Here is a 26858-nt window from a genome sequence, read left to right on the forward strand (position 1 = left end):
TGATGACCGACATTGCCGTTTCCGATCTCAATCAGGTTCAGGATGCCGTCCAGGAGGCTGTTGCTTCCAGGTCGCGGCTTGAACTTCGCGCCGCCGGTACGAAACGCCATCTTGGTCGGGCAGCAACCTATGATGCCGTTCTGGATGTCAGCGCCTTCAGCGGGATTGTCGATTACCAACCCGAAGAGCTTGTTCTGACACTTCGTGCCGGAACGCCAATGGATGTCGTCGAGGACGCCCTTGCCGGGGCACGTCAGATGCTGGCTTTCGAACCGCCGCGCATGACCCGCATTGTCGGGGCCTCCGAACCCGCAGCCCGCGGCACCATCGGCGGTGTGATTGCGACCAATCTTTCCGGGCCACGGCGCCTGACCGCAGGGGCGGCGCGCGACTATCTGCTCGGCTTCGAAGCTGTCTCGGGCCGTGGCGAGATATTCAAGTCGGGTGGCAAGGTGATGAAGAATGTTACCGGCTATGATCTGTCAAAGCTCATGTGTGGTTCCTTTGGTACTCTTGGGGTGATGGATGAAATCACCCTGAAGACCCTGCCGGTTCCCGAAACCGCATGCTCGCTGCTGGTCGGCTATGACGGGTTCAGCGACGCCGTTTCCGGCATTGCATCGATATTCGCCACCTCGCATGAGCCCGGCGCGGCAGCGATCCTGCCACAGGCCGTCGCGGCCGAGGAAGGTGTCGATCTTGGCACTGCCTTCACCGCGGTGATCAGGCTGGAAGGGATCGAGGCATCGGTGGCGGACAGGCTTGGCCATCTCCTTGCCTTCAGCAAGGGAGAGCCGCTCGATGCCCCCAAAAGCGCCGCATTGTGGAACCGGATCAGGGATGTACAGCCGCTTGTCGAGCATCCGCATGATATCTGGAAGGTGTCATGCGCGCCTTCCGATGCGCCGACCGTGCTGGCGGCGCTGGACCCGACGCTTGACGTACGGATGATGGCCGACTGGGCTGGCGGACTGCTGTGGATTGCAGGGAAATCACCCCGCATCGGCGAGGCGCTTCGCGGTGCCGTTGCCGGTCTTGGCAGTGGTTTTGCCATGCTGGTGCGCGATATCGGTGCAACGCGCGAGAGCATCGCGCCGTTGCAGCCGCTGCCGGGACCGGTCTTCGAGCTTCACAAGCGGGTGAAGGCATCTTTCGATCCACTTGGCGTGCTGAATTATGAACGCATGCATCCTGGCGTGTAGACGAGAGCAGCATGCAGACGCATTTCACCGATACCCAGCTTCTTGATCCGCAGATACGCGAGGCCGACGCCATTCTGCGCAAATGCGTGCATTGCGGTTTTTGCACCGCCACCTGTCCGACATATGTGGTAACCGGCGACGAGCGCGACAGCCCTCGCGGTCGCATCTGGTTGATGCGCGAGCTTCTTGAAACACCGGACAGTGTGTCGGCCGATACCGGATTCCACCTTGACCGCTGCCTTGGCTGCCTTGCCTGTACGACGACCTGTCCTTCGGGGGTCGATTACCATCATCTGATCGAGATTGGCCGTGACCGGCTGGACCGGCAGGTCGAACGGTCATTTATGGACCGGGTGATGCGGCGGTTGCTGGCGCAGGTCATCCCGCATGCCAGCCGGTTTCGGCTGATGATCCAGCTTGGCCGAATTGGCAGATGGGGCGCGCCTGTCATGCCGCGCCGGATCAAGGCGGCGCTTGCCAAACTGCCGGGGAAATTGCCGCGCCTCGACCAGATTGGCAGCAGAAGTGAAGATTTTGACCCGCCGATGACACCAACCCGCCATGTCATTCTTCTAGCAGGCTGTGCCCAGCGGGCGCTCGATCCGGCCATCAATGCCAGTACGGTACGGGTTCTCAACAAGCTTGGTGTGCGGGTCACGGTTCGTTCAGAGGCGTTCTGCTGTGGTGCGCTGGCGCATCATATCGGCGAAACCGACGCGGCAAAGGCGGCGATCCGGTCAACGCTTCTTGGCTGGCGTGACGAGCTGCAGAAAGGCGCGGTTGATGCCATCGTCGTCAATGCGTCAGGCTGCGGTACGATGGTCAAGGATTACGAACATGTTGTTGGCGATGATCCCGAATTGAAGGACATCGCGGCGCAGGTGGCATCATTGACATGTGATATTTCCGAGCTGCTTGCCGACCTGCCACTGCATAGGATCATAGAGCCCGCGCCCGAAGGCCGCGGCGCTGTCGCCTATCATTCGGCATGTTCACTGCAGCATGGCCAGAAAATCCACGATCTGCCGGTCAGCCTTCTTCGTCAGGCGGGATTCGATGTCCGTCAGCCGCTGGAGCCCCACCTGTGCTGTGGGTCGGCAGGGGTCTACAACATCCTTCAGCCCGACATGGCCGCCGTTCTTCGTGATCGCAAGCTTGCCAATATCCGGGGCACCGGCGCGCCCATTGTGGCGGCAGGCAATATCGGCTGTATCCAGCAGCTGGATGACGAAATTCCGGTTCGGCATACGATCCAGTTCATCGATTATGCCAGCGGCGGCCCACCGCCGGCGTAAGGAATCTGGACGTCACCCGATATCGAAGAAATCATTGCCCTTGTCATCGGTAATGATGAAGGCGGGGAAGTTCTCGACTTCGATCTTCCAGACAGCTTCCATTCCAAGTTCGGGATATTCCAGCACTTCGATCTTCTTGATCGATTCAAGGGCCAGTTTCGCGGCAACGCCGCCGATGCTGCCAAGATAGAAGCCGCCATGTGTCTGGCAACTTTCCCGGACCTGTCGTGACCGGTTGCCTTTTGCCAGCATCACCATCGATCCGCCGGCGGCCTGGAATGTCTCGACATAGCTGTCCATACGCCCCGCCGTCGTCGGGCCGAATGACCCTGAGGGCATGCCTTCGGGTGTTTTCGCCGGTCCGGCGTAATAGACAGGGTGATTCTTGAACCAGTCGGGAAGATCGCCTTCCGCCTGCAGACGTTCCAGCAGCTTGGCATGCGCGATGTCGCGGGCGACGATCAGCGGGCCTGTCAGAGCCAGCCTCGTGGCCACAGGATGCTGGCTGAGAGTCTCCAGTATCTCGGGCATGGGGCGGTTCAGATCGATTGGCACGGCCGGAATCTCGTCCGATGTGTCGATGTCGGGAAGATAACGCGCCGGGTCACGCTCCAGCTTTTCAACGAAGATGCCATCCGGTGTGATCTTGGCAAGCGCCTGCCGGTCAGCAGAACAGGACACACCGATCCCGACCGGGCAGGACGCACCATGCCGCGGCAGACGGATAACCCGCACATCGTGACAGTAATATTTGCCACCAAACTGCGCGCCAATACCCAGTTCGCGCGTGATCTGCAGAATTTCGGCCTCCCATTCCAGATCCCGCCAGGCATGGCCAAGGCTGTTGCCCGTGGTTGGCAATGCGTCAAGCGCCCGGATCGAGGCCTGTTTCACGGTTTTCAGATTATATTCGGCTGATGTGCCCCCGATCACCACTGCCAGATGATAGGGCGGACAGGCCGAGGTGCCGAGATCGAGAATCGCCGTGCGGATGAATTCGCGCAGTGACTCGGGATTCAGGACGGCCTTGGTTTTCTGGTGCAGGAAGGTCTTGTTCGCCGATCCGCCACCTTTCTGGATGAAGGCGAATTTGTATTCCATCCCCTTGCCGGCATACAGGTCGATCTGTGCTGGCAGGTTAGTCGCCGTATTGACCTCGTCAAACATGCTTGTCGCGGCAAGCTGTGAATAGCGAAGATTGCTTTGCTGATAGGTGTCGAACACGCCGCGCGACAGCGCCTCGCCATCATCCCCCTCTACCAGAACGCGATCGCCGCGGGTGCCGGAAATGATTGCCGTTCCGGTGTCCTGGCACATTGGCAACAGGCCATCCGCTGCGACAACAGCATTCTTCAGCATTTCCAGTGCCACAAACCTGTCATTCTGGGTGGCTTCGGGATCATCGAGGATTGCCGCCAGCTGTGCCAGATGGCCGCTGCGAAGAAGATGTGAAATATCGGTGAAGGCGCGCTGGGCAAGAAGGCGCAGCGCCTCCGGCGCGACTTTCAGGAATGAGTCCCCGCCCATCTCGACAAGCTCGACATGGTCGCTGCTGACAAGCTCATATTCGGTTGTGTCCTCGGCAAGCGGGAACATCGGGCTGTAGGCAAAATCGGTCATCGGTCAATCCGCGCAAATGATAAGGGGCGCTCAGGAGGGGGTTTTACGGAAGCTGTCCAGGGACACAACTTCGGCTGATGCCCCCGGGTCGGCGGGTGCTTGCTCTTCGTCCGGGGCATCCACCATCGTCCCGTCATCGTCGTCAAGCCCGTCATCATCGTCATCGGTGCCGAATTGCAGGCCGAAACCGACCGACGGGTCATTGAAGCTTGTAACCGCGGCAAAGGGAACGGTCATCGCCGAAGGCTTGCCGCCAAAGAACAGCGTCACGCTGAAACTGTCATCGCCAACAATGAGGTCGGCAAACTGGTGCTGCAACACGATGGTTATGGTGTCGGGGTGTTGGGCGCGAAGCGCCTCATCCATGGTCACGCCCGGATGACCGGTCTTGAAGGCAATGTAAAAATGCGCCTCGCCGGGAAGTCCGCTGACTTCGGTGATCTGCAAGGCGGCGCGCACCACCATGCGAAGCGAATCCTCGACAAGAAGTTCGTAATTCAATCCGGTGAATTCCTGCCCGTCATCATCCATCGCGCATTAACCTGATTCGTCCGACATTGTTGAAAAGTGGCACCATTGAAAAGAAGAGGAACGCTTCTGTTGCCAGGTGCGCTCCAAACCCCGCCAGCCCGAGCTCAAGCGGACTGGACTTTAAGATCGGTTGCTTAAGCTGCCGTTAGGCTGCTGCTGCTACCGGAGCAGTGTTGTCATTTGCAACTACTACATGGCCCGATAACGGCGGGTACCATACCGAGCGAAAATACTGTCTTTATTACATGCGTCGATCCTATTTCGCCCCCAGTCTTTCAGCCGCCTTCGCCTGTCTTTGACATATGTTCCCTGATATATATGGAACAGAACAGGGCCGGCTGAAATGGTGGAGGCGCCGGGTACCGCCCCCGGGTCCGCTCTGCTTATTTCACAGCACGTTTATCGCCATAGCTGGCAAGCCAGCCCCTACAATATAGGTCTGGCAGCCGCGCTTTGAAAGCTGTTTTCACAAATGTGATTGCGGCTTGATCGGGTGCGGTCGTCATGCGACCTTGCCGGGGCATCATCATGACAGCCGCGAGCGCCTCCCATGCAGCAATATCTTGATCTTCTGAACCGTGTCCTTGACGAAGGGGTTGATCGTGGTGACCGCACCGGCACCGGCACCCGCGCCGTGTTCGGCCACCAGATGCGATTCGATCTCGAGGCCGGCTTCCCGTTGCTGACAACCAAGAAGCTGCACACACGATCGATCATTCATGAGCTGCTGTGGTTTGTCCGCGGTGACACCAATATCCGCTATCTTCAGGAAAACGGCGTCTCGATCTGGGATGAATGGGCTGATGAAAATGGTGATCTCGGCCCGGTCTATGGCAAGCAGTGGCGTCGTTGGCAGGGGGCGGATGGACGCGAGATCGACCAGCTGGCCGATCTTGTCGAGGCCATCAAGACAACGCCTGAATCGCGACGGCTGATGCTGTCGGCCTGGAACCCGGCCGATCTTCCCCATATGGCGCTGCCACCCTGCCATTGTCTGTTCCAGTTCTTTGTCGCCGATGGCAGGCTGTCCTGTCAGCTGTATCAGCGCAGCGCCGATATTTTTCTTGGCGTGCCGTTCAACATTGCCTCCTATGCGTTGCTGACGCATATGATCGCCGCGGTCTGTGACCTGCAGCCCGGCAGCTTCGTTCACACGCTTGGCGACGCGCATCTCTATTCCAACCATTTCGACCAGGCGCGGCTGCAACTGACCCGCCAGCCGGGGCCGCTGCCACGGCTTGTGTTGCGGCGTGTTCCGGACACGATTGACGGCTTTGCCTTTGATGATTTCGAGATCACCGACTATGCGGCGGCGCCCACCATCCCGGCACCGATTGCTGTCTGACATGGCGGATGGTCTTGAAATGGTCGCCGTCGTGGCGATGGCGCAGAACCGTGTGATCGGCGATGGCAGCGGGTTGATATGGCATCTTCCGGCGGATCTGAAGCGCGTCAAGGCGCTGACGATGGGCTGTCCGCTGATCATGGGACGGCGGACGTGGGATTCGATCGGTCGGGCGCTGCCGGGCCGTGCCAGCATCGTGATGACGCGGGATCCGCACTGGACCGGCGAGGGGGCGCTTCGTGCCGCCAGCATGGACAACGCGCTGGCACTGGCGCGCGACTGGATCCAGATGACCGAGGGCGCGCGCCGCGAGGTCATTCTGTTTGGTGGTGGGGAAATCTATGCTGCCGGGATGGCGCTGACCAACCGGATCGAGCTGACGGTTGTCGAGATTGACCCTGATGGCGGACCGGCGGCGGCAGTTTTTCCCGATCTCGATGCCGATATTTGGGACCGGCAGATCCTGCAACAGGTGCCGGCTGATGGCGAGGTGCCCGCCCATCGCTATGAAAGACTGACCCGCAAGGTGCCGGTTCTGGTGTGATCTGACTGCCGTCCGTGCTGGCCAGATGCTGTCCGTCCGGCCGTGAGGCCGCCTAATCCATGACAATCTTCGGACCTGCCTTCGGCGCGGAGGCAAGCTGTCCCATCACCTTGTCGGCGATGGCGCGGTAATGCGCGGCATGCGGGCCGTCCGGATCCTTGGCGACCACAGGCGTGCCGGCGTCGGAGGTTGCCCGGATCGTCATTTCCAGCGGCACATCACCAAGGAAGGGCGCGCCGATGCGCGCTGCCTCGGCGGCGGCGCCGCCATTGCCGAACACGTCATGCCGCCCCCCACAGTCGGGGCAGATGAAATGGCTCATATTCTCGATAATTCCCAGCACCGGTACATTGACCTTGCGGAACATGTTGAGACCCTTGCGGGCGTCGATCAGCGCCAGATCCTGGGGTGTAGAGACAATCACCGCGCCCGACAGGGCGGCCCGCTGCGAGAGTGTCAGCTGGGCATCGCCGGTGCCCGGTGGCATGTCGATGATCAACACGTCCAGATTGTCCCATGCGACATCGCGAAGCATCTGTTCGATGGCGCTCATCACCATCGGGCCACGCCAGATCGTCGGCGCGTCCTCGGCAACAAGATAGCCAATCGACATTGTCTGCAGTCCCCATGCGTCAATCGGCACGATCTTCTTGCCATCGCTCTGCGGCTTGCGGTTCTGGCCGATCAGCCGTGGCAGGGAGGGGCCATAGATATCGGCATCGAGGATGCCGACGCGCTGGCCCGTTGCCGCGATGGCCAGCGCCAGATTGATGGCGGTGGTCGATTTGCCGACGCCGCCCTTGCCCGAGGCCACGGCGATCAGATGCCCGGCTGGCTTCAGCGGCTCGCGTGATGGCGCCCCCGCGCCATTGCCGGCGCCGCCCTGTGGTGCTGGCTGGCCCTGCTGGCTTGCCGCGGGTTGATGCGCGGTCAGCATGGCGGTCGCCGACAAGACGCCGGCAAGCGCCTTGACCGCGCCTTCACTGGCAGCGCGCAGACTGTCGGCCTGGTCTTTTTCGGCCGGATCGATCTCGATTGTGAAGCCGACATGTCCGTCTTTTATGACGATGCCCGACACCTGTCCCGAGGTGACAATATCGGTGTCCCGTCCCGGTGCCGTCACCGTCGCGAGTGCCGCCTTGATCATTGCGTCTGTCAATTCGTTTGCCATGCTTGAAATCACCAGCCTGTGTGCAAATATGTGGATGACTTGAGGGTGACATAAGCCGTCCGGGGTGGTTTTGCAACTGCACAGCCGCCGCACAGCGGCAAGGCTCTTCAACAGATTCAGGTGCTGTTGCCTGCCGCTGGTACAGGGCGGGTGGTGGCGCCAACTTGAAACCGAAGTCGATGGAGTAGGCGCATCATGCCATGGAATAATCAGGGTGGAGGCGATCAGGGCGGCCCGTGGGGCGGATCTGGTGGCGGTGGAGGTCGCGGTGGCGGCAATGGCGGCAACCCGTGGGGGTCCGGCGGCGGCGGTTCGCAGCAGGATCTCGACAAGGTCGTTCGTCAGGGCCGTGATGCGCTGGGGCGGCTTGTTCCGTCCGGCGGCAAGTCGATGTCGCTTCTGGTGATCATTGCCATTGCGATCTGGGCCATGAGCGGGTTTTACCGCGTCAATCCCCAGCAGCAGGGTGTCGTTCTGCGCTTTGGCGAGTGGGTTCGCACCACCGCGCCGGGGCTGCATTACCATATCCCCTATCCGGTCGAGACTGTGATGACCCCGGAAGTCACACGCGACAACCGGATCGAAATCGGCTTTCGTGACGTCAGCGGCAACAGCTCGTCGCGTCGCGATATCGCCGATGAAAGCCAGATGATCACTGGCGACGAGAATATCGTCGATATCGACTTTGTGGTGTTCTGGCGGATTGCCGATGCCGGCCAGTATCTGTTCAACCTTGCCGAGCCAGATGAAACGATCAAGGTCGCTGCCGAGGCGGTGATGCGTGAGATCATTGGCCGCACCCCCATCCAGACAGCACTGACCGAAGGTCGTCAGGACATTCAGGTGCAGGCCCGTGCCCAGCTGCAGGAGCTGCTTGATGAATACGGATCGGGCGTGCGTGTACGTGACGTCCAGCTTCTGGCCGTCGATCCGCCATCCGACGTCATCGACGCATTCAACGAAGTCCAGCGTGCGCGTCAGGACCGTGACAGGCTGAAGAACGAAGCCGAGGCGTTCCGGAATGATGTTGTGCCACGGGCGCGTGGTGCGGCAGCAAAACTCGTTGCCGAGGCCGAGGCCTATCTTGCCGAGGTTGTGAACCGCGCCGAGGGTGACGCATCGCGTTTTGATCAGGTCTATCAGGCCTACAAGACGAATCCCGATGTCACCAAGGAGCGTATCTATATCGAAACCGTCGAAGAGATTTTCGCCAATGTCGAAAAGATCATCATCGACGAGCCTGCCGGTGGCAGCGGCGTTGTGCCGTATCTGCCACTTCGCGAGCTGAACAAGTCGTCGGGAGGAAACTGACATGGGTGCCACTCGTCTTGTATCGATCGTCGCGATCGTTCTTCTCATCACGGCGGCAACAAGCTCGCTGTTTACCGTCAACCAGACCCAGCAGGCACTGGTGCTGCAGTTCGGCGAGCCGAAGCGTACCATCCAGGAGCCGGGGCTTGCCTTCAAACTGCCGTTCATTCAGGACGTCACCTATTACGAAAAGCGTGTTCTCAGCCTGATTCCACAGGACGCCGAAGAGGTGATCCTGTCTGACCAGAAGCGACTTCAGGTTGACGCCTATGCCCGCTATCGCATTGAAGACCCTCTGCTGTTCTATCAGACAGTCCGGAATGAACGGGGGGCTCGCGGCAGACTCGAGGCAATCATCGATTCATCCGTTCGTCGGGCGCTTGGCCGGGAAACGCTTGCCTCGATCCTGACAGGTCAGCGTAATGACATTGTCAGGTCGATCGGCGAGGAAGTGAACGCATCCGTATCCTCGCTTGGCATCCAGATCATCGATGTGCGGCTGCGGCGTGCCGATTATCCGACCGCGACCAGCCAGAACATCTTCAACCGGATGAAGTCCGAGCGTGAGCGTGAGGCGAAGGAATTCCGCGCCACCGGTGAGGAAGAGGCCCAGAAGATCCGTGCCGACGCGGAAAAGACCCGGACAGTGATCCTGTCCGAGGCGCAGCGTACGGCACAGGAAACCCGCGGTGCGGGAGATGCCCAGGCCATTCAGATCTATGCCGACAGTTTTGGACAGGATCCTGAATTCTTTGCCTTTTACCGGTCCATGGAGGCCTACCGGAAGTCGATGGGGCAGAACGACACCTCGATGGTGTTGTCACCCGACAGCAGCTTCTTCCGGTTCTTCAAGGACAAGAGCGGGTCGGTACAGAAATAGCCAAACCTCTGCCATCTTTTGGTCACGGAGCTTTTCTTTGATCACGGCAGACAGCGGGAGCGCCGGTCGCTCCCGCCAGTTGTTTCGTAATATTTTCTGACAGGAGATCAGATCCCATGTTGATGAAACTGCTTCGCCCGATGCCGGCGCTCGCCGGTTTGGCGATCATGTTCATGACGATCGAGGCCGGAGCCGCCGACCGTCCGGACAGTTTTGCGGACCAGGTTGAACGTCTGTCGCCGGCCGTGGTGAATATTTCCACGACGACCATCGTGAGCGAAGGTCCGGCAATGGATATGCCGCAATTCCCACCGGGTTCGCCGTTCGAGGACTTCTTCAAGAATTTTGGTGACAATGACCGCAAGCGGCGCGCCTCGTCGCTTGGTTCGGGCTTTATCATCGATGACGCCGGCATCGTGGTGACGAATTTTCATGTGATCGAGAATGCCGAGGAAATCACGGTTACCCTTGCCGATGAGACGTCTTTCACCGCCACGGTTCTTGGTCAGGACCAGAAAACCGACATTGCGGTTCTGAAGATCGATCCCGGCGATGTCGACCTGACAGCGGTGCCGTTCGGAGATTCCGACAGTCTTCGTGTTGGTGACTGGGTGCTGGCGATCGGCAATCCCTTCGGCCTTGGCGGCACGGTTACGGCAGGTATCGTTTCGGCGCGTGGCCGCGATATCGGTAACGGCCCCTATGATGATTTCATCCAGACGGATGCGTCGATCAACCGAGGCAACTCAGGTGGCCCGCTGTTCAATACGGATGGCGAGGTGATCGGTATCAACACGGCGATTTTCTCGCAGACGGGTGGCTCGGTCGGCATCGGCTTTGCCATCTCATCGAACCTCGCCAAACGTGTGACGGCGCAGCTTGCCGAGTTCGGCACAACGCGGCGTGGCTGGCTTGGTGTCTTCATTCAGGAAATCACACCTGATATCGCTGAATCGCTTGGTCTTGACGTTGCCGCCGGGGCGCTTGTCAGCACGGTGAATGAAAACAGTCCCGCACAGGCCGCCGGTCTTGAGCCCGGCGACGTGATTGTCAGCTTTGACGGCAAGATGATCGACAAGATGCGCGACCTGCCGCGGATCGTGGCGGAAACCGAAATCGGCGCAACGGTGCCGGTCAAGCTGATCCGCAACGGCAAGAGCATGGAAGTTCAGGTCACGCTTGGCGAGCTTGAGAAGGCCGAGCTTGTCGGCATCGTCAATGGCGAGGCCGCCGGTGATACGGAAAGCTTCGACAGGCTTGGCTTTGCGGTTGAAAACCTGAACGCCGAACTGGCGGCTGAACTTGGGCTGGATGCCAGCGCGCGCGGTGTTGTCGTGACTGAGGTTGCCGAAGGTGGCCCAGCCGCGGCCAAAGGGCTGCAGGTTGGCGATATCATCAAGCGGTTTGGCCAGCGCCGGGTCGAGGACGCTGCCGATCTTGGAAAATCGGTTGCCGAGACGCTGGAAGCCGGTCGCGCCGGTGTTCTGCTTCTTGTCGAGAGTGAAGGCCGCGAGCGCTTCATTCAGATCGGCTTTACCAAGGAGTGACGGCGCTGCCGTTGAACGCTGCATAATCACCTTGCATAATCACCTTGCATATTAAAGGGGGCCGGTGTTATCCGGCCCCCTTTTTGATGTTTGCAATCTGGTGTGCCTGTCCGTTCAGCCGGTCACGAACTGTGCCTCGCTGTAGCCCTGAAGATACAGCAGTCCCAGCAAATCGGTATGGTTCACCTGTGTCGACACGGCCTCGCGCAGAAGAGGTTTGCCTTTCAGGGCAACACCGAGGCCGGCAGCCTGCAGCATCACCATGTCATTGGCACCGTCACCGACACAGACAGCATCATTGCGAGTGATCCCAAGCCTGGCGCAATAGTGGTCAAGAAATGTCAGTTTCGCCTCGCGATCCAGGACCGGCTTGGCAACGGTGCCGGTCAGATATCCATTTTCCGCTTCCAGAACATTCGCATGATGGTCATCAAATCCGCACATCGCCGCCACCGGGCCGGTGATGTCGGTAAAGCCGCCCGAGACCAGAAAGCAGGACGCGCCATGTGCGCGCATCGTCCGGACCAGACATTCCGCACCGCCTGTCAGTTCGACCTCTGCCAGCGCCTGATCGACAAGGCTCGAAGGCTGGCCTCTCAGCAGCGCCACCCGTTCATCCAGTGCCGCCTCGAAATCAAGCTCACCACGCATGGAGCGTTCGGTGATTGGCGTAATCTCCGCGGCAAGGTCGGCGATCTCGGCCATGTCGTCCAAAGATTCCGACGTAATGATGGTGCTGTCCATATCGGCGATCAACAGCTGTTTGCGTCGGCCTGCGGCCGGCAAAATGTTGATGTCGACACCGGATTGCGATGCCTGTTGTCGCAGCTGTGGCAGGGCGTCCACGCCGTTTTCTGTGACAGGCACGTCCCATGCCCTGCCGGCATGAAGCCATCTGATGCTGTCCGGTGCGGCGGCGACATTGGCAGCGGAAAGCAGTGCCAGCCCGTCATCCACGGACAGGTGCTGCTGTTCGGAACTTGAAAAAACCGCAAAATGATGCACCTTGGCCTGTCCCTTTTTCCGTCGATCGAGGCAACAGGATAAACCATAGATCGGTATGGCTGACCACTCAGAAATGACGCAACCGGGCGGCGCTGGCGCCATCGTGATGATCTGCGGCCCGACGGCCGCCGGTAAATCGAGCCTAGCGCTGGCGCTGGCGCAACAGGCCGGCGGTGTGGTGATCAATGCGGACTCGATGCAGCTTTACCGCGATCTGCGCGTTCTGACAGCGCGTCCGGATGATGCCGAAATGGCACTGGCACCGCATCGCCTTTACGGTGTGATTGATGGCGCCGAGCGTGCGTCGGTGGCGGGCTGGCTGGATATGGTATCGGTTGAGGTGGCAAGGGCCCGCCAGCGCGGCGCGCTGCCGATCATCGTTGGCGGCACGGGGCTTTATTTTCACGCTGCCATACACGGTATCGCGCCGGTTCCAAACGTGCCGCGCGACATTCATGACAGCTGTGTCCGGCAGCTTGCCGACCAAGGTGGCGCGATGGTCCGCGCCTCGCTTGCCAAACTCGACTCTGCAATGGCGGACCGGCTTCATGATGGTGACAGCCAGCGCCTCGTGCGGGCGATGGGCGTGGCGCTTGCCACCGGCCGACCGTTGAGCGACTGGCAGACCGACCCCCACCAGGGCGCTCTGATGGGGCCGCATCTCCGCATCGCCATGATGCCGCCTCGTGACGTCACATATGCCGCCATCGACAGGCGGTTTGAGGTGATGATGGATACGGGGGCTGACACAGAGGTGGCGGCGCTGGCGGCACGTGGTCTTGATGCCTCGCTGCCTGTCATGAAGGCTATCGGCGTGCGTGAGGTTATGGCGATGCAGGCTGGCGAAATATCGCGGTCAACGGCGGTCGAACAGGCCAGCCGCGACAGCCGACGCTATGCAAAACGGCAGATGACCTGGATTCGAAATAATTTTAATGCTGAAATTACGCTTACAAAGCAAGAATCAGAAAGAAACGTCAAAGAAATCTTTGCAATTCTGTCAAAAACCAGTTGACGGCCATCATGCTGATGCGCTATCACTGCTGTATGTTAGGGATGAACATCCCTGTGGTTTTTATACAAATTCCGCCACTTATCAACTGACGCCACCCCGGCAGGGAGGGCGTTTTTTAATGGCGACAAACGGTAAGGCCCGGCAGGTGGGCTGTGCAGAGGACAGGACAATGCCAAAATCCGCACCGGCGGCAGGTGAAACAAGGGACGACGCGGACACCACGGCGATGATGCCGGGTGCCGAGGTGCTTCTCAAGGCGCTTGAGGACGAGGGTGTCGAGGTTGTGTTCGGCTATCCCGGAGGTGCCGTGCTGCCGATCTATGACGCGCTGTTCAAGAACAACAAGATCAAACACATCCTGGTCCGGCACGAACAGGCAGCTGTACATGCCGCTGAAGGCTATGCGCGTTCGACCGGCAAGACCGGTGTTGTTCTCGTCACGTCCGGGCCGGGCGCGACCAATGCTGTGACCGGCCTGACCGATGCGCTGATGGATTCGGTGCCGGTTGTCTGTTTGACAGGACAGGTGCCAACGCATCTGATCGGTAATGATGCGTTTCAGGAAGCCGATACGACCGGCATCACCCGTGCCTGTACCAAGCACAACTACCTTGTGAAGGATGTTGAAACACTTCAGAAGACGGTCATCGAAGCGTTCCATGTGGCATCATCGGGTCGTCCCGGTCCGGTGCTGATCGACCTGCCAAAGGACGTGTTGATGGCGAATGTCGCCTATCGCATGGAGCCCAACAGGGTATCGGCACAGGCCCGCTACAATCCGCAGACCGAACCCGATGCGGCGGCAATCAGCGCCGCTGTCGATGTTCTGATGCGCGCCGAGCGCCCGATCATCTATGGTGGCGGTGGGCTGATCAATTCCGGCCCGCGCGCCTCGGAATTGCTGACCGAACTTGTGCATATGACAGGCTGGCCAACGACGCTGACCCTGATGGGTCTTGGCGCGCTGTCGGCCGATGACAGGCATTTCCTTGGCATGCTTGGGATGCACGGCACCTATGAGGCCAATCTGGCGATGCATGGCTGTGATACCATGCTCAATCTCGGGGCGCGCTTCGATGATCGTGTAACCGGGGTGTTGAGCGGCTTTTCGCCGAACTCTACAAAGATCCACTGTGATATCGACCCGTCATCGGTCAACAAGAATGTTCGGGTCGATCTGTCCGTGATTGGCGATGCGACGCGGATTCTCGAGGCGCTGATTGCCGAGATGAAGACGCGCAAATTCAAGCCGCACAAGCCGTCGCTCGAGAAATGGTGGGCGCAGATTGAAACCTGGCGCAAGCGCGACTGTCTGAAGTTCAACCAGACCGGCAAGATCATCAAGCCGCAATACGCCATCAAGCGTCTGTGTGAAATGACGGCTGCCCATGATGTCTATATCACCACCGAGGTGGGCCAGCATCAGATGTGGGCGGCGCAATATTTCGATTTTCATCTTCCCAACCGATGGATGACATCGGGTGGATTGGGCACCATGGGATATGGTCTTCCGGCGGCGCTTGGCGTGCAGGTCGCCCATCCGCAATCGACGGTAATCGATATCGCCGGCGAGGCGTCCTTCATGATGAACATGCAGGAACTGTCGACGCTGGCGCAATATAACCTGCCGGTGAAGATGTTCATCATCAACAATGAATGGATGGGCATGGTACGCCAATGGCAGGAGCTGATCCATGGCGGTCGGTATTCTGAATCCTACAGTGCCTCGCTGCCGGATTTCGTCAAGCTGGCGGACACTTTCAACATGAAGGGGCTGGTGGCACAGCAGGCTGACGATCTGGACCAGGTCATCACCGAAATGCTGGAGACACCGGGCCCTGTGATCGCCGATATTCGCGTGGCGAAGGAAGAAAACTGCTTCCCGATGATCCCGTCCGGTGCCGCGCATAACGATATGCTGCTTGGCCCCGATGACCAGGCACAAAAGCCGGTATCCGAAGAAGGCATGGTTCTGGTGTAGCGCCAGGCCACGTCCCCTTCAGTCTCGCCAGATCTGGCAAGGAATATAACATGTCTGACACTCCCATTATCGAACGGCACATCATTTCCGTTCTGGTTGACAACGAGCCCGGCGTCCTGGCGCGGGTGATTGGCCTGTTCTCGGGCCGGGGCTACAACATCGAAAGCCTGACCGTGGCCGAGACGGATGGCCATAACGCGCTGTCACGGATCTCGGTGGTGACATCGGGAACACCGATGGTCATTGAGCAGATCAAGGCCCAGCTGGCACGGCTGGTTCCCATTCACTCGGTTCGCGATCTTACCGAGAATGATGTGGCGATCGAACGCGAGCTGGCGCTGGTGAAAATCATCAATCTTGGTGATGATCGTATCGAATCACTCAGAATTGCCGACACCTTCCGTGCAAGGACACTGGACAGCACGCTGAATAGTTTTGTATTTGAAGTCACGGGGAATTCCTCCAAGGTCGACGCCTTTGTCGATTTGATGCGCTCGCTTGGCGATGTCGAGGTGGCGCGTACCGGTGTTTCCGCCATTTCGCGCGGCAACAGGATTGATCTGGAGGCAAAGTAACACGGGCTGGCGCCGCGGCGCCGGGCCGGGTAAAGATCCGGTGGCGGTCATTCAGTGGCTATCCGCCAAACGCGTTGGGGCCGGTGCCTGAACAGCTGCCGGCCATTTTCATGAAGGAGAACCAAGTTCATGCGAGTCTATTACGATCGTGACGCCGATGTCGGCCTGATCAAGAAAAAGAAAGTCGTCATCGTCGGTTATGGCAGCCAGGGTCACGCCCATGCCGCCAACCTGAAGGACAGTGGCTGCGCCGATGTGGCCGTTGCGTTGCGTCCGGACTCGACAAGCCGTGCCAAGGCCGAGGCCGCCGGTTTCAAGGTCATGGATGTGGCCGAAGCTGCGGCATGGGGCGACATGCTGATGATGTTGACCCCGGACGAGCTGCAGGCTGATATCTATCGCGACGAGATCGCCGACAATATCCGGCCTGGCGCTGCCATTGCGTTTGCACATGGTCTGAACGTGCATTTCAACCTGATCGAGCCACGCGCCGATATTGACTGTCTGATGGTCGCGCCAAAGGGTCCGGGGCACACAGTCCGTTCCGAATATGTCCGCGGCGGCGGCGTGCCTTGTCTGCTGGCCATTCATCAGGACGCTTCGGGCAACGCCCATGATGTCGGCCTGTCCTATGCTTCGGCTGTCGGTGGGGGCCGTTCCGGCATCATCGAGACAACGTTCAAGGAAGAATGCGAGACGGACCTGTTCGGTGAGCAGGCGGTATTGTGTGGCGGTCTGGTCGAGCTGATCAAGGCAGGGTACGAAACCCTTGTCGAGGCCGGTTATGCACCGGAAATGGCATATTTCGAGTGTCTTCACGAGGTCAAGCTGATCGTCGACCTGATTTATGAAGGCGGCATCGCGAACATGAATTACTCGATCTCGAACACAGCCGAATATGGCGAGTATGTCACTGGCCCACGGATCATCACCGCTGAAACAAAAGCCGAGATGAAGCGTGTTCTTGACGACATCCAGTCGGGCCGTTTCACCCGTGACTGGATGCTGGAAAACAGGGTTCACCAGACCAACTTCAAGGCGACACGTCGGCGCAATGCCGAGCATCCGATCGAGAAGGTTGGCGAGGAACTCCGCGGCATGATGCCATGGATTGGTGAGAACCGTCTGGTCGATAAGGCGAAGAACTAGATTTCGCCTTTTTTATCAGCTACAAAATGGCTTTGGTGACAGGAACCGCGAATGCTGCGGTTTCCGTTGCCGGCCATTTCTCGTTTACAGGGTTGTCCTTGACAACGCGGGGGAGTTTGAATGTTTAGATCGATACTCGATATTTTTACCGCTGACATCGGTATTGACCTCGGGACTGCCAACACCCTTGTGTATGTGAAGGGCAAGGGCATCGTTCTTGACGAGCCGTCGGTTGTCGCGATGGCAGAAGTGCGGGGCCGCACCCAGGTGCTGGCGGTTGGCGAGGAAGCCAAGGTGATGCTTGGCAAGACCCCCGGCAACATTCGCGCCATTCGTCCGATGGCCGACGGGGTGATCGCCGACTTTGAAGTCGCCGAGGAAATGATCAAGCACTTCATCCGCAAGGTAAACGGACGACTGAATTTCACCAGCCCGCAGGTGATTATCTGCGTGCCGTCGGGATCCACCGCGGTCGAACGCCGGGCCATCCAGGAGTCCGCCGAGGCGGCTGGCGCGCGGCGCGTGTTCCTGATCGAAGAGCCTATGGCCGCGGCCATCGGTGCCAACCTGCCGGTGACCGAGCCGTCCGGCTCGATGGTTGTCGATATTGGTGGTGGCACCACCGAGGTGGCCATTCTGTCGCTTGGCAATATCGTTTTCGCGCATTCGGTGCGCGTCGGTGGTGACAAGATCGACGAGGCGATTATCGCCTATATGCGGCGCACCCATAACCTGCTGATCGGCGAGGCGAGTGCCGAGCGGATCAAGAAGAGCATCGGTGTGGCGCGCAAACCCGAGAAAAGCACAGGTATCAAGATCGAGGTGCGGGGTCGTGATCTGGTCAATGGCGTGCCCAAGGAAATCACCATCACCGAGGCACAGGTTGCCGAGGCGATTTCCGATCCCGTTCGCCAGATTGTTGACGGCGTGAAAATGGCGCTTGAACAGGCGCCGCCCGAACTTGCGGCCGATATCGTTGAAAAGGGTATTGTGATGACCGGCGGCGGCGCGCTTCTTCGTGACGTGGACGGTGTCCTTCGCGATGCGACGGGTCTTCCGATTTCGATTGCCGAGGATCCGCTGTCTTGCGTGGCTCTTGGAACCGGCCGGTGCCTTGAGGAACTGAAGACGCTTCGGAACGTCCTCATCGGCGCATAGGGAGCAGCTTGTACAATGCGCGCGTCTGAGAAGGCAAAGATCAGGCAGCGCCGCATTGCGCACACGCTTCTTGTCGTATTCAGCTTTTCACTGATGTTTCTTGGCAAGGCTGATTTCAGCGCCCTGCGTCACGCCCGCATGGGGGCCAGTGACTTCATGGCACCCTTTGTCGATCTGGTATCCGCGCCCATTCGTGGAATCGAGACGATGGCGCAGGGGATCCGCACAGTGGCGTCGCTGCGGGCCGAGAATGTCCGCCTTCAGGCTGAAAATTCGATGCTCAAGCGGTGGCGCCGGCGGGCCGAGATCCTTGAAAGCGAAAACCGGCAGCTGCGAAGTGTTGCCGGCGCCGTGTCGCCTGAACGGCGCCAGCCGCTGACGGCGCGCGCCGTCACCGCACCGGGGGGGGCTTTTGCCCATACCGTGCTTGTCGCAAATGGCAGTGAAGACGGCATCGAAGTCGGCAATCCGGTTGTGACGGCGGACGGTCTTGTCGGTCTTGTTGTCGACGTTGGTGACACCTATGCGCGTGTATTGATGGTCAGTGACATCAACGCGCAGATTCCGGTAATCCTGTCCTCCTCCTCATGGCCTGGAGTCACGGTAGGCAACAATGGTACCTATCTGTCCCTGCGGTTCCTGCCCGACGAGGCGGCACCAAAGGTTGGCGAACTTGTCCTGACATCGGGCCATGGCGGCGTGTTGCCGGCTGGTGTTCCGGTTGGGCGTGTCGATATCGTGCAGGATGGCAATGTTCTGGTGCGACCGGCGGTCGATCTTCGGCATCTGAGCTATGTGTCGATCCTTGTCGGGGGCACCGAGGGTGTGGACCGGGCTGATCTCGATCTTGAAGATTATTACACGCCGCTTCCCGAGGCAGCCGGAGAGCGCCTGTTTGAAGGGATGAACGCGGCGGGAGAGCGGCAATGATCCGTCGCGGTCGTTTTTTCCAGAAAGCCGAGCTTGAATCCGACTGGCCTTTCCAGTTCCTTGTTGTGATTTTCGGCATGGTGCTGGCGATGGCCGAAGGGGGGCTGGCGCTGTGGCCGGTCTTTTACGGCGCGACGCCGATGCTGTCGCTGATATTCCTCTACTGGATCGCCCTTCATCACGAGAAATATGTCCTGCTTGTGACCGGTTTTCTGATCGGGCTGACCAGCGACATTCTGTTTTCCGACCTTCTGGGTGGTCGGGCGACTGCCTATATCGTGGTCCTCTTTGCCATGAACTGGCGTCGACAAAAGCTTCTCCAGGGCGAATTTCGCGATATTTGGGGAGAATTTGCGTTAACGGTCTTTGGTGTGGTGCTGTTCCAGCTGGTAATCTTCAGCGCCCTGAACCTGTCCATTCCGTCGCTGACCCCGGTCATCTTCCAGATCGGCGTGACCATGATCCTGTTCCCGATTGGCTATGTTATACTGAGCAGCCTCTATTTCGCTTTGAACAAGATCAGGCTGTCAACATGAGCAGGCCGACACTATGAGCAGGCCGACACGATGAGTAGGAAGGCCAAACAGAAGGAGGGCCGCCGCACAATGGGGCGGCGCACGCTGCTTCTTGGCAGCGGCATGGTGCTGGTCACAAGTTTTCTGTCCGGTCGGTTGTACCAGCTTCAGGTGGCGCAGAATAACCGCTACAAGCGGCTCTCGGACCGTAACCAGTTTGATTTGCGGATTGTGCCCCCGCGTCGTGGCAGGCTGATTGATCGCAAGAACCGGCTTCTGGCTGGCAATGCCGAGTCATATCTTCTGCATATCACACCGCTCTATGCCGATGATCTCGACCGGTCGCTAGCCCAGCTTGGCCAGCTTGTCGAGCTTGGTGAGGATGATGTGACGAGGGTCAAGGAGGCGGCCCGCAAAGGCCCGTCCTTCCGGCCGATCCTGGTCCGTGAAAGCCTGACCCAGCGGGAGTTGGCGCGTCTTGCCGTGCGATCAGCCTATCTTCCCGGCGTGACATTTGAAAAGACGCTTCGCCGGATCTATCCGCAGGGTGCGCTGACCGGCCATGTGACGGGATATGTATCTCCCATTACAAGCCGCGAAGTCGAGGAGAACAGGTCACTCGGCGATCTTCCCAATCTGGCGACCGGCAAGATCGGGGTTGAATTTGCGCTGGAGCCTGAATTGCGGGGACAGCCCGGCAATGAACGTGTCGAGGTCAATGCCCGTGGTCAGGCAATTCGCGTCTTCCGTGACTTTGATCCACAATCCGGCACCGATGTGCAGCTGGCGCTTGATATCGGTTTGCAGCAGCATGTGACGAATGTCCTGCGCCGTGGCCAGTCCGAACAGGTGGATATGGCAAGCCCGTCGGTCCAGCAGGCCATTGCGTCAGACAGCGACCTCAAGCTTCACCTTGCCTCTGGCGAGAACATGCTGCTTCGTGATCCCATCGGCAAGATCACGCCCCCGGAGTCGGGTGCGGCAATCGTGATGGATGTCCACAGCGGCGAGATACTGGCGATGGTGTCGGCGCCAACCTATGACCCGAACATGTTCACCGACCGATTGCTGACTCGTGACTGGCGGCGGCTGAACGCCCATCCGCGCAATCCGCTGCTGAACAGGGTAACAGCCGGCATGTATGCGCCGGGTTCGACATTCAAGATGATTGTGGCGCTGGCAGCCCTCGAGGCTGGCATCATCAATGAAAGCACCCGCCATTTCTGTAATGGACGCATGGAGCTTGGCAATGCGACCTTCCATTGCTGGTTCGAGAACGGTCATGGGTCGGTCAATGTGGTGCGGGCGCTGGAACGGTCCTGCGACGTGTTTTTCTACGAAATCGCCCTGAAGACCGGAATTCAGCGGATCAAGGCAATGGCCAACAAGCTGGGCCTTGGTGACGTCACGGGCATCGACATTCCTGGTGAAAAGCCGGGGATCATCCCGAACCATGAATGGAAACTTGCCACGCATGGCGTTGTCTGGACCCCGGGTGAAACGGTGGTTGCCGGCATCGGTCAGGGTTATGTGCTGGTCACGCCGCTTCAACTTGCGGTTATGACCGCGCGGCTTGCCAACGGTGCCAGGGCGATCAGCCCATCGCTCAGGAAAATTGAGGGTGATGTTGAATTTCCAGAGCTGGGCATCTCGGAAAGTGCGCTTCGCATTGTTCGGGAAGGCATGTTCGAGGTGATGCATGGAAGTCTGGGCACCGCCCGGAGCCACAATCTGTCATCAAATCAGGGCGGGATGTGTGGCAAGACAGGTACCGTTCAGGTCAAGCGGATCACCAAGGAACAGCGCGAAGCCGGAATCACCAAGAATATCGAACGCCCCTGGAAAGAGCGTGATCATGCGCTGTTTGTCGGCTATGCGCCGGTTCGCAACCCCCGCTATGCCGTTGCCGTGGTGGTCGAACATGGCGGCAGCGGCTCGTCGATGGCGGCACCAATTGCCCGTGCCGCACTGCAGCGCGTGATGGAAGTCAACGGAGAGGTCTGATGAAGTCGGAAACCGTTGGCATTCTGCAAACCATCCTGCGCATTCCCTGGCACCTCCTTTTTGTGGCAGGGGTGCTGGTGGTGATAGGGGCGATGGCCCTGTATTCCGCGTCCGAGGGTTCGTGGGCACCCTGGGCTGGCCGCCATGCCATTCGCGGGGCGATTGGCGCAAGCATGGTTCTGATTCTCGCCTTTATCAATTTCAGGCTGCTCCGGATCTGGGCCTATCCGATCTATATGGCGTCGATCGTGATGCTTGTTGCTTTGCTGGCGGTTGGCGGTGATGGGGGGGTGGCGCGCTGGATCACCTTTGGCGGCTTTACCTTCCAGCCTTCCGAGCCGACAAAGATTGCGGTTCTGCTGGCGCTGGCACGCTATTTCGACAGCCAGCCGCTTGAACGCATGCGCTCGGTGCTGACCTATCTGCCACCGCTTGTGATGACTGGTGTGCCTTTCATGCTGATTGTCGAACAGCCCGATCTTGGCACCGCGCTGGCACTGGCGCTGGGGTCGGTGGCGATATTGTTTGTTGCCGGGCTTCCGTGGCGCTATCTGCTGGCGTCAATTGTTCTGGGGGTATCCGCGGTTCCCGTTCTGTGGTCGCAGCTGCACGACTATCAAAAGGCGCGGGTGATGACCTTCCTCAATCCCGGTGCGGATCAGCTTGGAGCCGGGTACCAGATCACTCAGTCGAAGATCGCCCTGGGTTCAGGGGGCATGTTCGGCAAGGGCTTTCTGATGGGAAGCCAGAGCCAGCTGAACTATCTGCCGGAAAAGCAGACAGATTTCGTGTTCACGATGATCGGCGAAGAATTCGGCCTTGTTGGCAACATGTCTATCCTTGGCCTCTATCTTTTGATGATTGGCGGTGTGCTGACGATCAGCATGCGGGTGAAAAGCCGCTTTGCCCAGCTGACCTGTGTTGGCGTGGGGGTGATGCTGTTTCTCTATGTCTTCGTCAATGTTGCCATGGTCACCGGTCTGTTGCCGGTCGTCGGCGCGCCGCTGCCATTGATTTCCTATGGCGGCACGGCGATGCTGACGGTCTTTCTTGGTCTTGGCATTGTCACCAGCGCCGTTGTCCATGACCGCCCGGATGTGGAATGACCGGCTGCAAGAAGGGTGATTTGCCGCACGCCCTTCCTTTTGTCCTGTGATACTACACCTATAACAGGCGGGTCGCCCGGCCTGAACGTTAACGGAGTGCCAAGTCATGTTCAGATTCTTTACCACGGCGAAATGGGCCGTCTGGGCCTATCTCGGATCAATTGTCATTCTGGGGTCGCTGTGGGTGCAGGTACAGATCGACGTCAAGATCAATGAATGGTTCGGTGAATTCTATGACATGATCCAGAAGGCGCTTGGCGAGCCGAACGCGGTGTCGATGAGTGAATATATCGGCGGTCTGCTCAGTTTTGGGAAACTGGCGGCTGTGGCCATCACGCTTGGACTTGCGACAAGCTTTCTGACCAGCCATTTTCTGTTCCGCTGGCGCACGGCAATGGTGGAATGGTATCACGAGGTCTATGACCGCGCACGCTCGATTGAGGGTGCCGCACAGCGTGTTCAGGAAGATACCATCAAGTTTTCCCGGATTGTCGAGGGGCTTGGGACATCTCTTATCGAGAGTGTTCTGGTCCTGATCGAGTTTTTCCCGATCCTGCTTGGTCTTGGTGCTGGCATTACCATCATGTGGTTTGGTGACTGGAAATATGGGCTGGTGACGGGTGCCTTGATCTGGGCAGTTGGCGGCACCGTGCTGATGATCATCCTTGCCTGGATCCTGCGCCTTGTCGGGATCGAGTATGACCTTCAGAAAAAGGAAGCAGCCTATCGAAAGCTTCTTGTGATTGCCGAGGATGACGGGTCTGTGCGTCCGAAGTCGCTTGAAGAGCTGTTTGACGATGTGCGCCGCATTCATTTCAAGAGCTATCTTCGCTACATCTATTTCAACACGGGGCGTCTTGCCTATCTCCAGACGAATGTCCTTGTCGCCTATATCTTTCTGGCTCCAGCCATTATCGGGGGCATGATCACGCTTGGCGTGATGCAGCAGATTATCCGGGCCTTTGGTCGTGTTGAAGGCTCGATGCAGTATCTGTTCCGCAGCTGGCCGACAATCGTCGAGCTTGCCAGTGTCTACAAACGACTTCGCGAGTTTGAACGACAGATCAATGACAGCATTGAAGCAGACGGACAAGCCGGCAGCGCCGACGACGCAAAGTCATGATGGCAGTCGTCAATCCGTGATCAGAGCTGTGCTTGAATGGCTGCCGAGGGTGGGGATGATAATCACCTCTCCACCCCGTGCCTTTGCCACATCACCGCCAACAACATCTTCAGGTCGGTAATCACCGCCCTTGAAGATGATGTCGGGCTGAAGTGCTGTGATGAGATTCAGCGGCGTGTCTTCTTCAAACACGGCCACCCCCGCAACCATCGGCAGGCTGGTTATGATGGCGGCGCGCTGAAGAACGGATTGTGCGGGCCTGCCTTCACCTTTCAGGCGTTTGACCGAGGCATCGCTGTTCAGGCCGACTATCAGCCTGTCACAGGACTGGCTGGCGGCGGTCAGCAGATGCAGATGGCCCGGATGAAGCAGGTCGAAACACCCATTCGCAAAGCCGATCCGCTCACCGTCGGCGCGCCAGTCGGCGCAGCGCGCTGCCAGTTCCGACACATCAAGGTCGGGCGTGGCTGGCCCGGCCATCGCGATAATTTCACCCGGGCTGGCGGTGGCGGTGCCAACCTTGCCTACGACAACGCCGGCCGCGATGTTCGCGATCTTCACCGCATCGGCCCATGTCCCACCACCGGCCATTGCGGCGGCAATCATCGCGATGACAGTATCGCCCGCGCCTGATACATCGAAGACGTCGCGCGCCCTTGTGGGGTCGTGTTCCCAGGTGCCGTCAGCGTTTGCAAGCAACATTCCGCGCGCGCTGAGTGTCACAAGAACCGCGCCGAGATCATGTGATGTGGCAAGCTGACTTGCCGCCACCGCGATATCTTCCAACCCATTCCCCGTGACCGGGATGGCGCTTTTGAGTTCGGACAGGTTCGGCGTCAGAAGATCCGCCCCGGCATAGACCGAAAAATCGGCAAGCTTGGGATCGATCACAACTGGAATGCCAGCCTGTCGCGCCATCGCCGTGATTTGCGCGATCACCGCCGGCGGCAAAACTCCCTTGGCGTAATCGGACAGAACAACGAGGCTCACACCGGGCAGGCTTTCCGCAAAGCTGGATATCAACTGGCTGGCGATCCCGTCTGTAATCGGCCTGGTCACCTCTTCGTCGACACGAAGCACCTGTTGTTTGTTGGCGCGAAAACGGGTCTTGGTGGTGGTTGGCCGGTCATGATCAACGATCTGATGAAAGTCGATGGCCAGATTTGATCCAAGGAGCTGTGCCAGCGTCAGTCCCGCCGCATCGCTGCCTGTGATCGACAGTAGCCTGACCTCGCAGCCAAGCCCGGCAAGGTTGATGGCCACATTGGCGGCGCCGCCCGGCATGATACTGTCTTCGGTTTTTTCAAGGATCGGGACAGGTGCTTCAGGAGAGATGCGGTTGATCGCACCATCGACAAATCTGTCGAGCATGACGTCGCCAACAACCATGATCGGGCGGCCCTGAAACGACAGAAGCTGCGCGGCGAGACGGGTTGCTTCCATGGGGTCTCAGCTCCTCGGCTTTGTCTTGGGTGTCTTGTCTTTACTCTGGCGGGTTTGCCGGAATTTCGCCGCTGCACCCTCGCGCTCGGACGTGTGGGCCCGCTCAACCGCAATACTGTCGTCACCGACGTCACGGGTGATGGTGCTGCCGGCCCCGATGATGGCACGGGCACCGATTGTGACCGGCGCGACAAGGGCGGTGTTCGAGCCGATGAAGGCACCGTCACCGATCAGCGTCTCATGCTTGCCAAAGCCATCATAGTTACAGGTGATTGTGCCGGCACCGATATTGGCCCCGGCGCCGATCGTGGCATCGCCAAGGTAGGTCAGATGGTTGGCCTTTGCACCGGCACCAAGTCGGGAATTCTTGGTTTCGACAAAATTGCCGACCTTCACACCGTCATCTGCCTCGGTTCCCGGACGCAATCTTGCATAGGGACCGATGATACAACAGGCGCCAAGTCTGGCACCTTCGATATGCGAGAAGGCGCGGATGATGCTGCCTTCGCCAATATGACAATTGCTGCCGATTACAACGTGCGGCTCGATAATCACATCCTGTTCGATAACGGCATCGGCAGCGAGGAAAACCGTGTCCGGGGCGACCATTGTCACGCCCGCCTGCATTGCAGCAACCCTCAGACGTGATTGCAGCGCCGCTTCGGCCGCCGCCAGATCCACACGGTCATTGACCCCAAGAATTTCCAGTTCATCAATAAACAGATGCACGACCGGATGCCCGGCGGCGGATGCCAGCGCAACGATGTCGGTCAGGTAATATTCCCCCTTGGCATTGTCATTGGTCACCTGATCGAGCAGGTCGAACAGAAGGGGCATTCTGACTGCCATGATGCCGCCATTGCACAGACCGATGCGTCGCTGCGCGTCGGTGGCGTCACGATGCTCGACGATGCTGTCGATGCTGCCGTCCTTATTCTGCACCAGCCTGCCATAGCCGGTCGGATCGGCGGGTTCGAAGGCTGCGACGGCAATCGCCGCGCCGTCCGCCACCTTGCCGACAAGCGCCGCGATACTGTCCGCCCTGACAAGAGGTGTATCAGCGAACATGACCACCGCAATGCCGGCCTCCCGCTGCAAAAGCCCGTCCGCGGCTGCAACCGCGCTTCCGGTGCCAAGCTGCTCTGTCTGGATGGCGATGTCGGTATCCTGCAACCATTGCTGGATTTCGGTCGAATCGGGTGAAAGCACCGCAACAATCCGGGCGGCCCCGGCCGCACGGGCAGCGTCAATCGACCATCCCAGCATCGGATGACCCCCGACACGATGCAAAGGCTTTGGAAGCGACGATTTCATTCTGGTGCCCTTGCCGGCGGCAAGGATAATGGCTGTAAATTCCATATGCCCATATAACCGTAATGGGCGTCATTCATCAATCCGAACCGTGTTT

The 26858-nt window shown here is 59.1% G+C and carries 23 protein-coding genes and 1 other RNA gene; 17 read left to right on the forward strand and 7 right to left on the reverse strand.

What is annotated here, in order from left to right:
* The first annotated feature begins 2 nt into the window (after positions 1-2).
* Both AB3X55_00840 and glcF read left to right on the forward strand, forming a co-directional pair.
* Positions 3-1202, forward strand: a complete 1200-nt coding sequence (locus AB3X55_00840; protein ID MEX0502124.1) for an FAD-binding protein — start codon at positions 3-5, stop codon at positions 1200-1202.
* An 11-nt stretch (positions 1203-1213) separates the two neighbouring features.
* On the forward strand, positions 1214-2497 hold the full coding sequence (glcF, locus tag AB3X55_00845) for a glycolate oxidase subunit GlcF (protein MEX0502125.1): 1284 nt from the start codon (positions 1214-1216) through the stop codon (positions 2495-2497).
* A 12-nt stretch (positions 2498-2509) separates the two neighbouring features.
* Here glcF and AB3X55_00850 read toward each other — a convergent pair whose 3' ends face one another.
* The 3 genes from AB3X55_00850 to ssrA form a co-directional block, all read right to left on the reverse strand.
* Positions 2510-4117 carry a fumarate hydratase gene (locus tag AB3X55_00850; GenBank protein ID MEX0502126.1) on the reverse strand — a complete coding sequence of 536 codons (1608 nt, stop codon included), beginning with the start codon at positions 4115-4117 and terminating at the stop codon, positions 2510-2512.
* A 30-nt stretch (positions 4118-4147) separates the two neighbouring features.
* Entirely contained in the window at positions 4148-4648 is a 501-nt protein-coding gene (locus AB3X55_00855; protein MEX0502127.1) for an SspB family protein, read from the reverse strand.
* Between the two features lie 54 nt (positions 4649-4702).
* Positions 4703-5111: a transfer-messenger RNA gene (ssrA, locus tag AB3X55_00860) on the reverse strand.
* Positions 5112-5198: 87 nt separating this feature from the next.
* Between ssrA and AB3X55_00865 the strand changes: the two genes are divergently transcribed.
* Positions 5199-5993 (forward strand): thymidylate synthase, encoded by a 795-nt coding sequence (locus tag AB3X55_00865; GenBank protein MEX0502128.1) that lies wholly within the window; start codon positions 5199-5201, stop codon positions 5991-5993.
* Position 5994: 1 nt separating this feature from the next.
* Positions 5995-6537, forward strand: coding sequence for a dihydrofolate reductase (locus AB3X55_00870; GenBank protein ID MEX0502129.1), 543 nt, complete (start codon positions 5995-5997; stop codon positions 6535-6537).
* Positions 6538-6589: 52 nt separating this feature from the next.
* Here the strand turns inward: AB3X55_00870 and AB3X55_00875 are convergent, their stop codons facing one another.
* The gene (locus AB3X55_00875; protein ID MEX0502130.1) at positions 6590-7708 is read right to left on the reverse strand and encodes an Mrp/NBP35 family ATP-binding protein; all 1119 of its coding nucleotides are present in this window, start codon (positions 7706-7708) and stop codon (positions 6590-6592) included.
* Between the two features lie 195 nt (positions 7709-7903).
* Between AB3X55_00875 and hflK the strand changes: the two genes are divergently transcribed.
* The 3 genes from hflK to AB3X55_00890 all read left to right on the forward strand — a co-directional run bounded on the left by hflK (position 7904) and on the right by AB3X55_00890 (position 11446).
* Positions 7904-9019 carry an FtsH protease activity modulator HflK gene (hflK, locus tag AB3X55_00880; GenBank protein ID MEX0502131.1) on the forward strand — a complete coding sequence of 372 codons (1116 nt, stop codon included), beginning with the start codon at positions 7904-7906 and terminating at the stop codon, positions 9017-9019.
* Between the two features lies 1 nt (position 9020).
* Entirely contained in the window at positions 9021-9899 is an 879-nt protein-coding gene (hflC, locus tag AB3X55_00885; GenBank protein ID MEX0502132.1) for a protease modulator HflC, read from the forward strand.
* A gap of 116 nt (positions 9900-10015) precedes the next feature.
* A complete protein-coding gene (locus AB3X55_00890) occupies positions 10016-11446 on the forward strand; it encodes a DegQ family serine endoprotease (protein ID MEX0502133.1) in 1431 nt (476 codons plus the stop codon).
* A gap of 114 nt (positions 11447-11560) precedes the next feature.
* Here AB3X55_00890 and serB read toward each other — a convergent pair whose 3' ends face one another.
* Complete coding sequence (serB, locus tag AB3X55_00895; protein ID MEX0502134.1) at positions 11561-12451, reverse strand: phosphoserine phosphatase SerB; 891 nt, start codon at positions 12449-12451, stop codon at positions 11561-11563.
* A gap of 55 nt (positions 12452-12506) precedes the next feature.
* Here serB and miaA point away from each other — a divergent pair, with 55 nt between their 5' ends.
* The 10 genes from miaA to AB3X55_00945 all read left to right on the forward strand — a co-directional run bounded on the left by miaA (position 12507) and on the right by AB3X55_00945 (position 24007).
* Positions 12507-13466, forward strand: coding sequence for a tRNA (adenosine(37)-N6)-dimethylallyltransferase MiaA (gene miaA, locus AB3X55_00900; protein ID MEX0502135.1), 960 nt, complete (start codon positions 12507-12509; stop codon positions 13464-13466).
* Positions 13467-13635: 169 nt separating this feature from the next.
* Positions 13636-15447 (forward strand): acetolactate synthase 3 large subunit, encoded by a 1812-nt coding sequence (locus tag AB3X55_00905; GenBank protein MEX0502136.1) that lies wholly within the window; start codon positions 13636-13638, stop codon positions 15445-15447.
* Between the two features lie 50 nt (positions 15448-15497).
* Positions 15498-16022, forward strand: a complete 525-nt coding sequence (gene ilvN, locus AB3X55_00910) for an acetolactate synthase small subunit (GenBank protein MEX0502137.1) — start codon at positions 15498-15500, stop codon at positions 16020-16022.
* Positions 16023-16151: 129 nt separating this feature from the next.
* Positions 16152-17171, forward strand: a complete 1020-nt coding sequence (ilvC, locus tag AB3X55_00915) for a ketol-acid reductoisomerase (protein MEX0502138.1) — start codon at positions 16152-16154, stop codon at positions 17169-17171.
* Between the two features lie 120 nt (positions 17172-17291).
* The gene (locus AB3X55_00920; protein MEX0502139.1) at positions 17292-18329 is read left to right on the forward strand and encodes a rod shape-determining protein; all 1038 of its coding nucleotides are present in this window, start codon (positions 17292-17294) and stop codon (positions 18327-18329) included.
* 15 nt (positions 18330-18344) lie between these two features.
* Entirely contained in the window at positions 18345-19259 is a 915-nt protein-coding gene (mreC, locus tag AB3X55_00925; protein ID MEX0502140.1) for a rod shape-determining protein MreC, read from the forward strand.
* Positions 19256-19795 (forward strand): rod shape-determining protein MreD, encoded by a 540-nt coding sequence (gene mreD / locus AB3X55_00930; protein MEX0502141.1) that lies wholly within the window; start codon positions 19256-19258, stop codon positions 19793-19795. The genes mreC and mreD overlap by 4 nt, the downstream gene beginning before the upstream one ends.
* A gap of 30 nt (positions 19796-19825) precedes the next feature.
* On the forward strand, positions 19826-21778 hold the full coding sequence (gene mrdA, locus AB3X55_00935; GenBank protein MEX0502142.1) for a penicillin-binding protein 2: 1953 nt from the start codon (positions 19826-19828) through the stop codon (positions 21776-21778).
* Positions 21778-22884: a rod shape-determining protein RodA gene (gene rodA / locus AB3X55_00940; protein ID MEX0502143.1), complete on the forward strand. Its 1107-nt coding sequence runs from the start codon at positions 21778-21780 to the stop codon at positions 22882-22884. Before mrdA ends, rodA begins: the two co-directional genes overlap by 1 nt.
* A 106-nt stretch (positions 22885-22990) precedes the next feature.
* Entirely contained in the window at positions 22991-24007 is a 1017-nt protein-coding gene (locus AB3X55_00945; protein MEX0502144.1) for a putative transporter, read from the forward strand.
* 9 nt (positions 24008-24016) lie between these two features.
* Here AB3X55_00945 and rfaE1 read toward each other — a convergent pair whose 3' ends face one another.
* Positions 24017-25450 carry a D-glycero-beta-D-manno-heptose-7-phosphate kinase gene (gene rfaE1 / locus AB3X55_00950; GenBank protein MEX0502145.1) on the reverse strand — a complete coding sequence of 478 codons (1434 nt, stop codon included), beginning with the start codon at positions 25448-25450 and terminating at the stop codon, positions 24017-24019.
* 6 nt (positions 25451-25456) lie between these two features.
* Positions 25457-26809 (reverse strand): bifunctional UDP-N-acetylglucosamine diphosphorylase/glucosamine-1-phosphate N-acetyltransferase GlmU, encoded by a 1353-nt coding sequence (glmU, locus tag AB3X55_00955; GenBank protein ID MEX0502146.1) that lies wholly within the window; start codon positions 26807-26809, stop codon positions 25457-25459.
* Positions 26810-26858 lie beyond the last annotated feature (49 nt).

The organism is Alphaproteobacteria bacterium LSUCC0719, from assembly GCA_040839025.1.
Taxonomy (GTDB): domain Bacteria; phylum Pseudomonadota; class Alphaproteobacteria; order Puniceispirillales; family Puniceispirillaceae; genus UBA8309.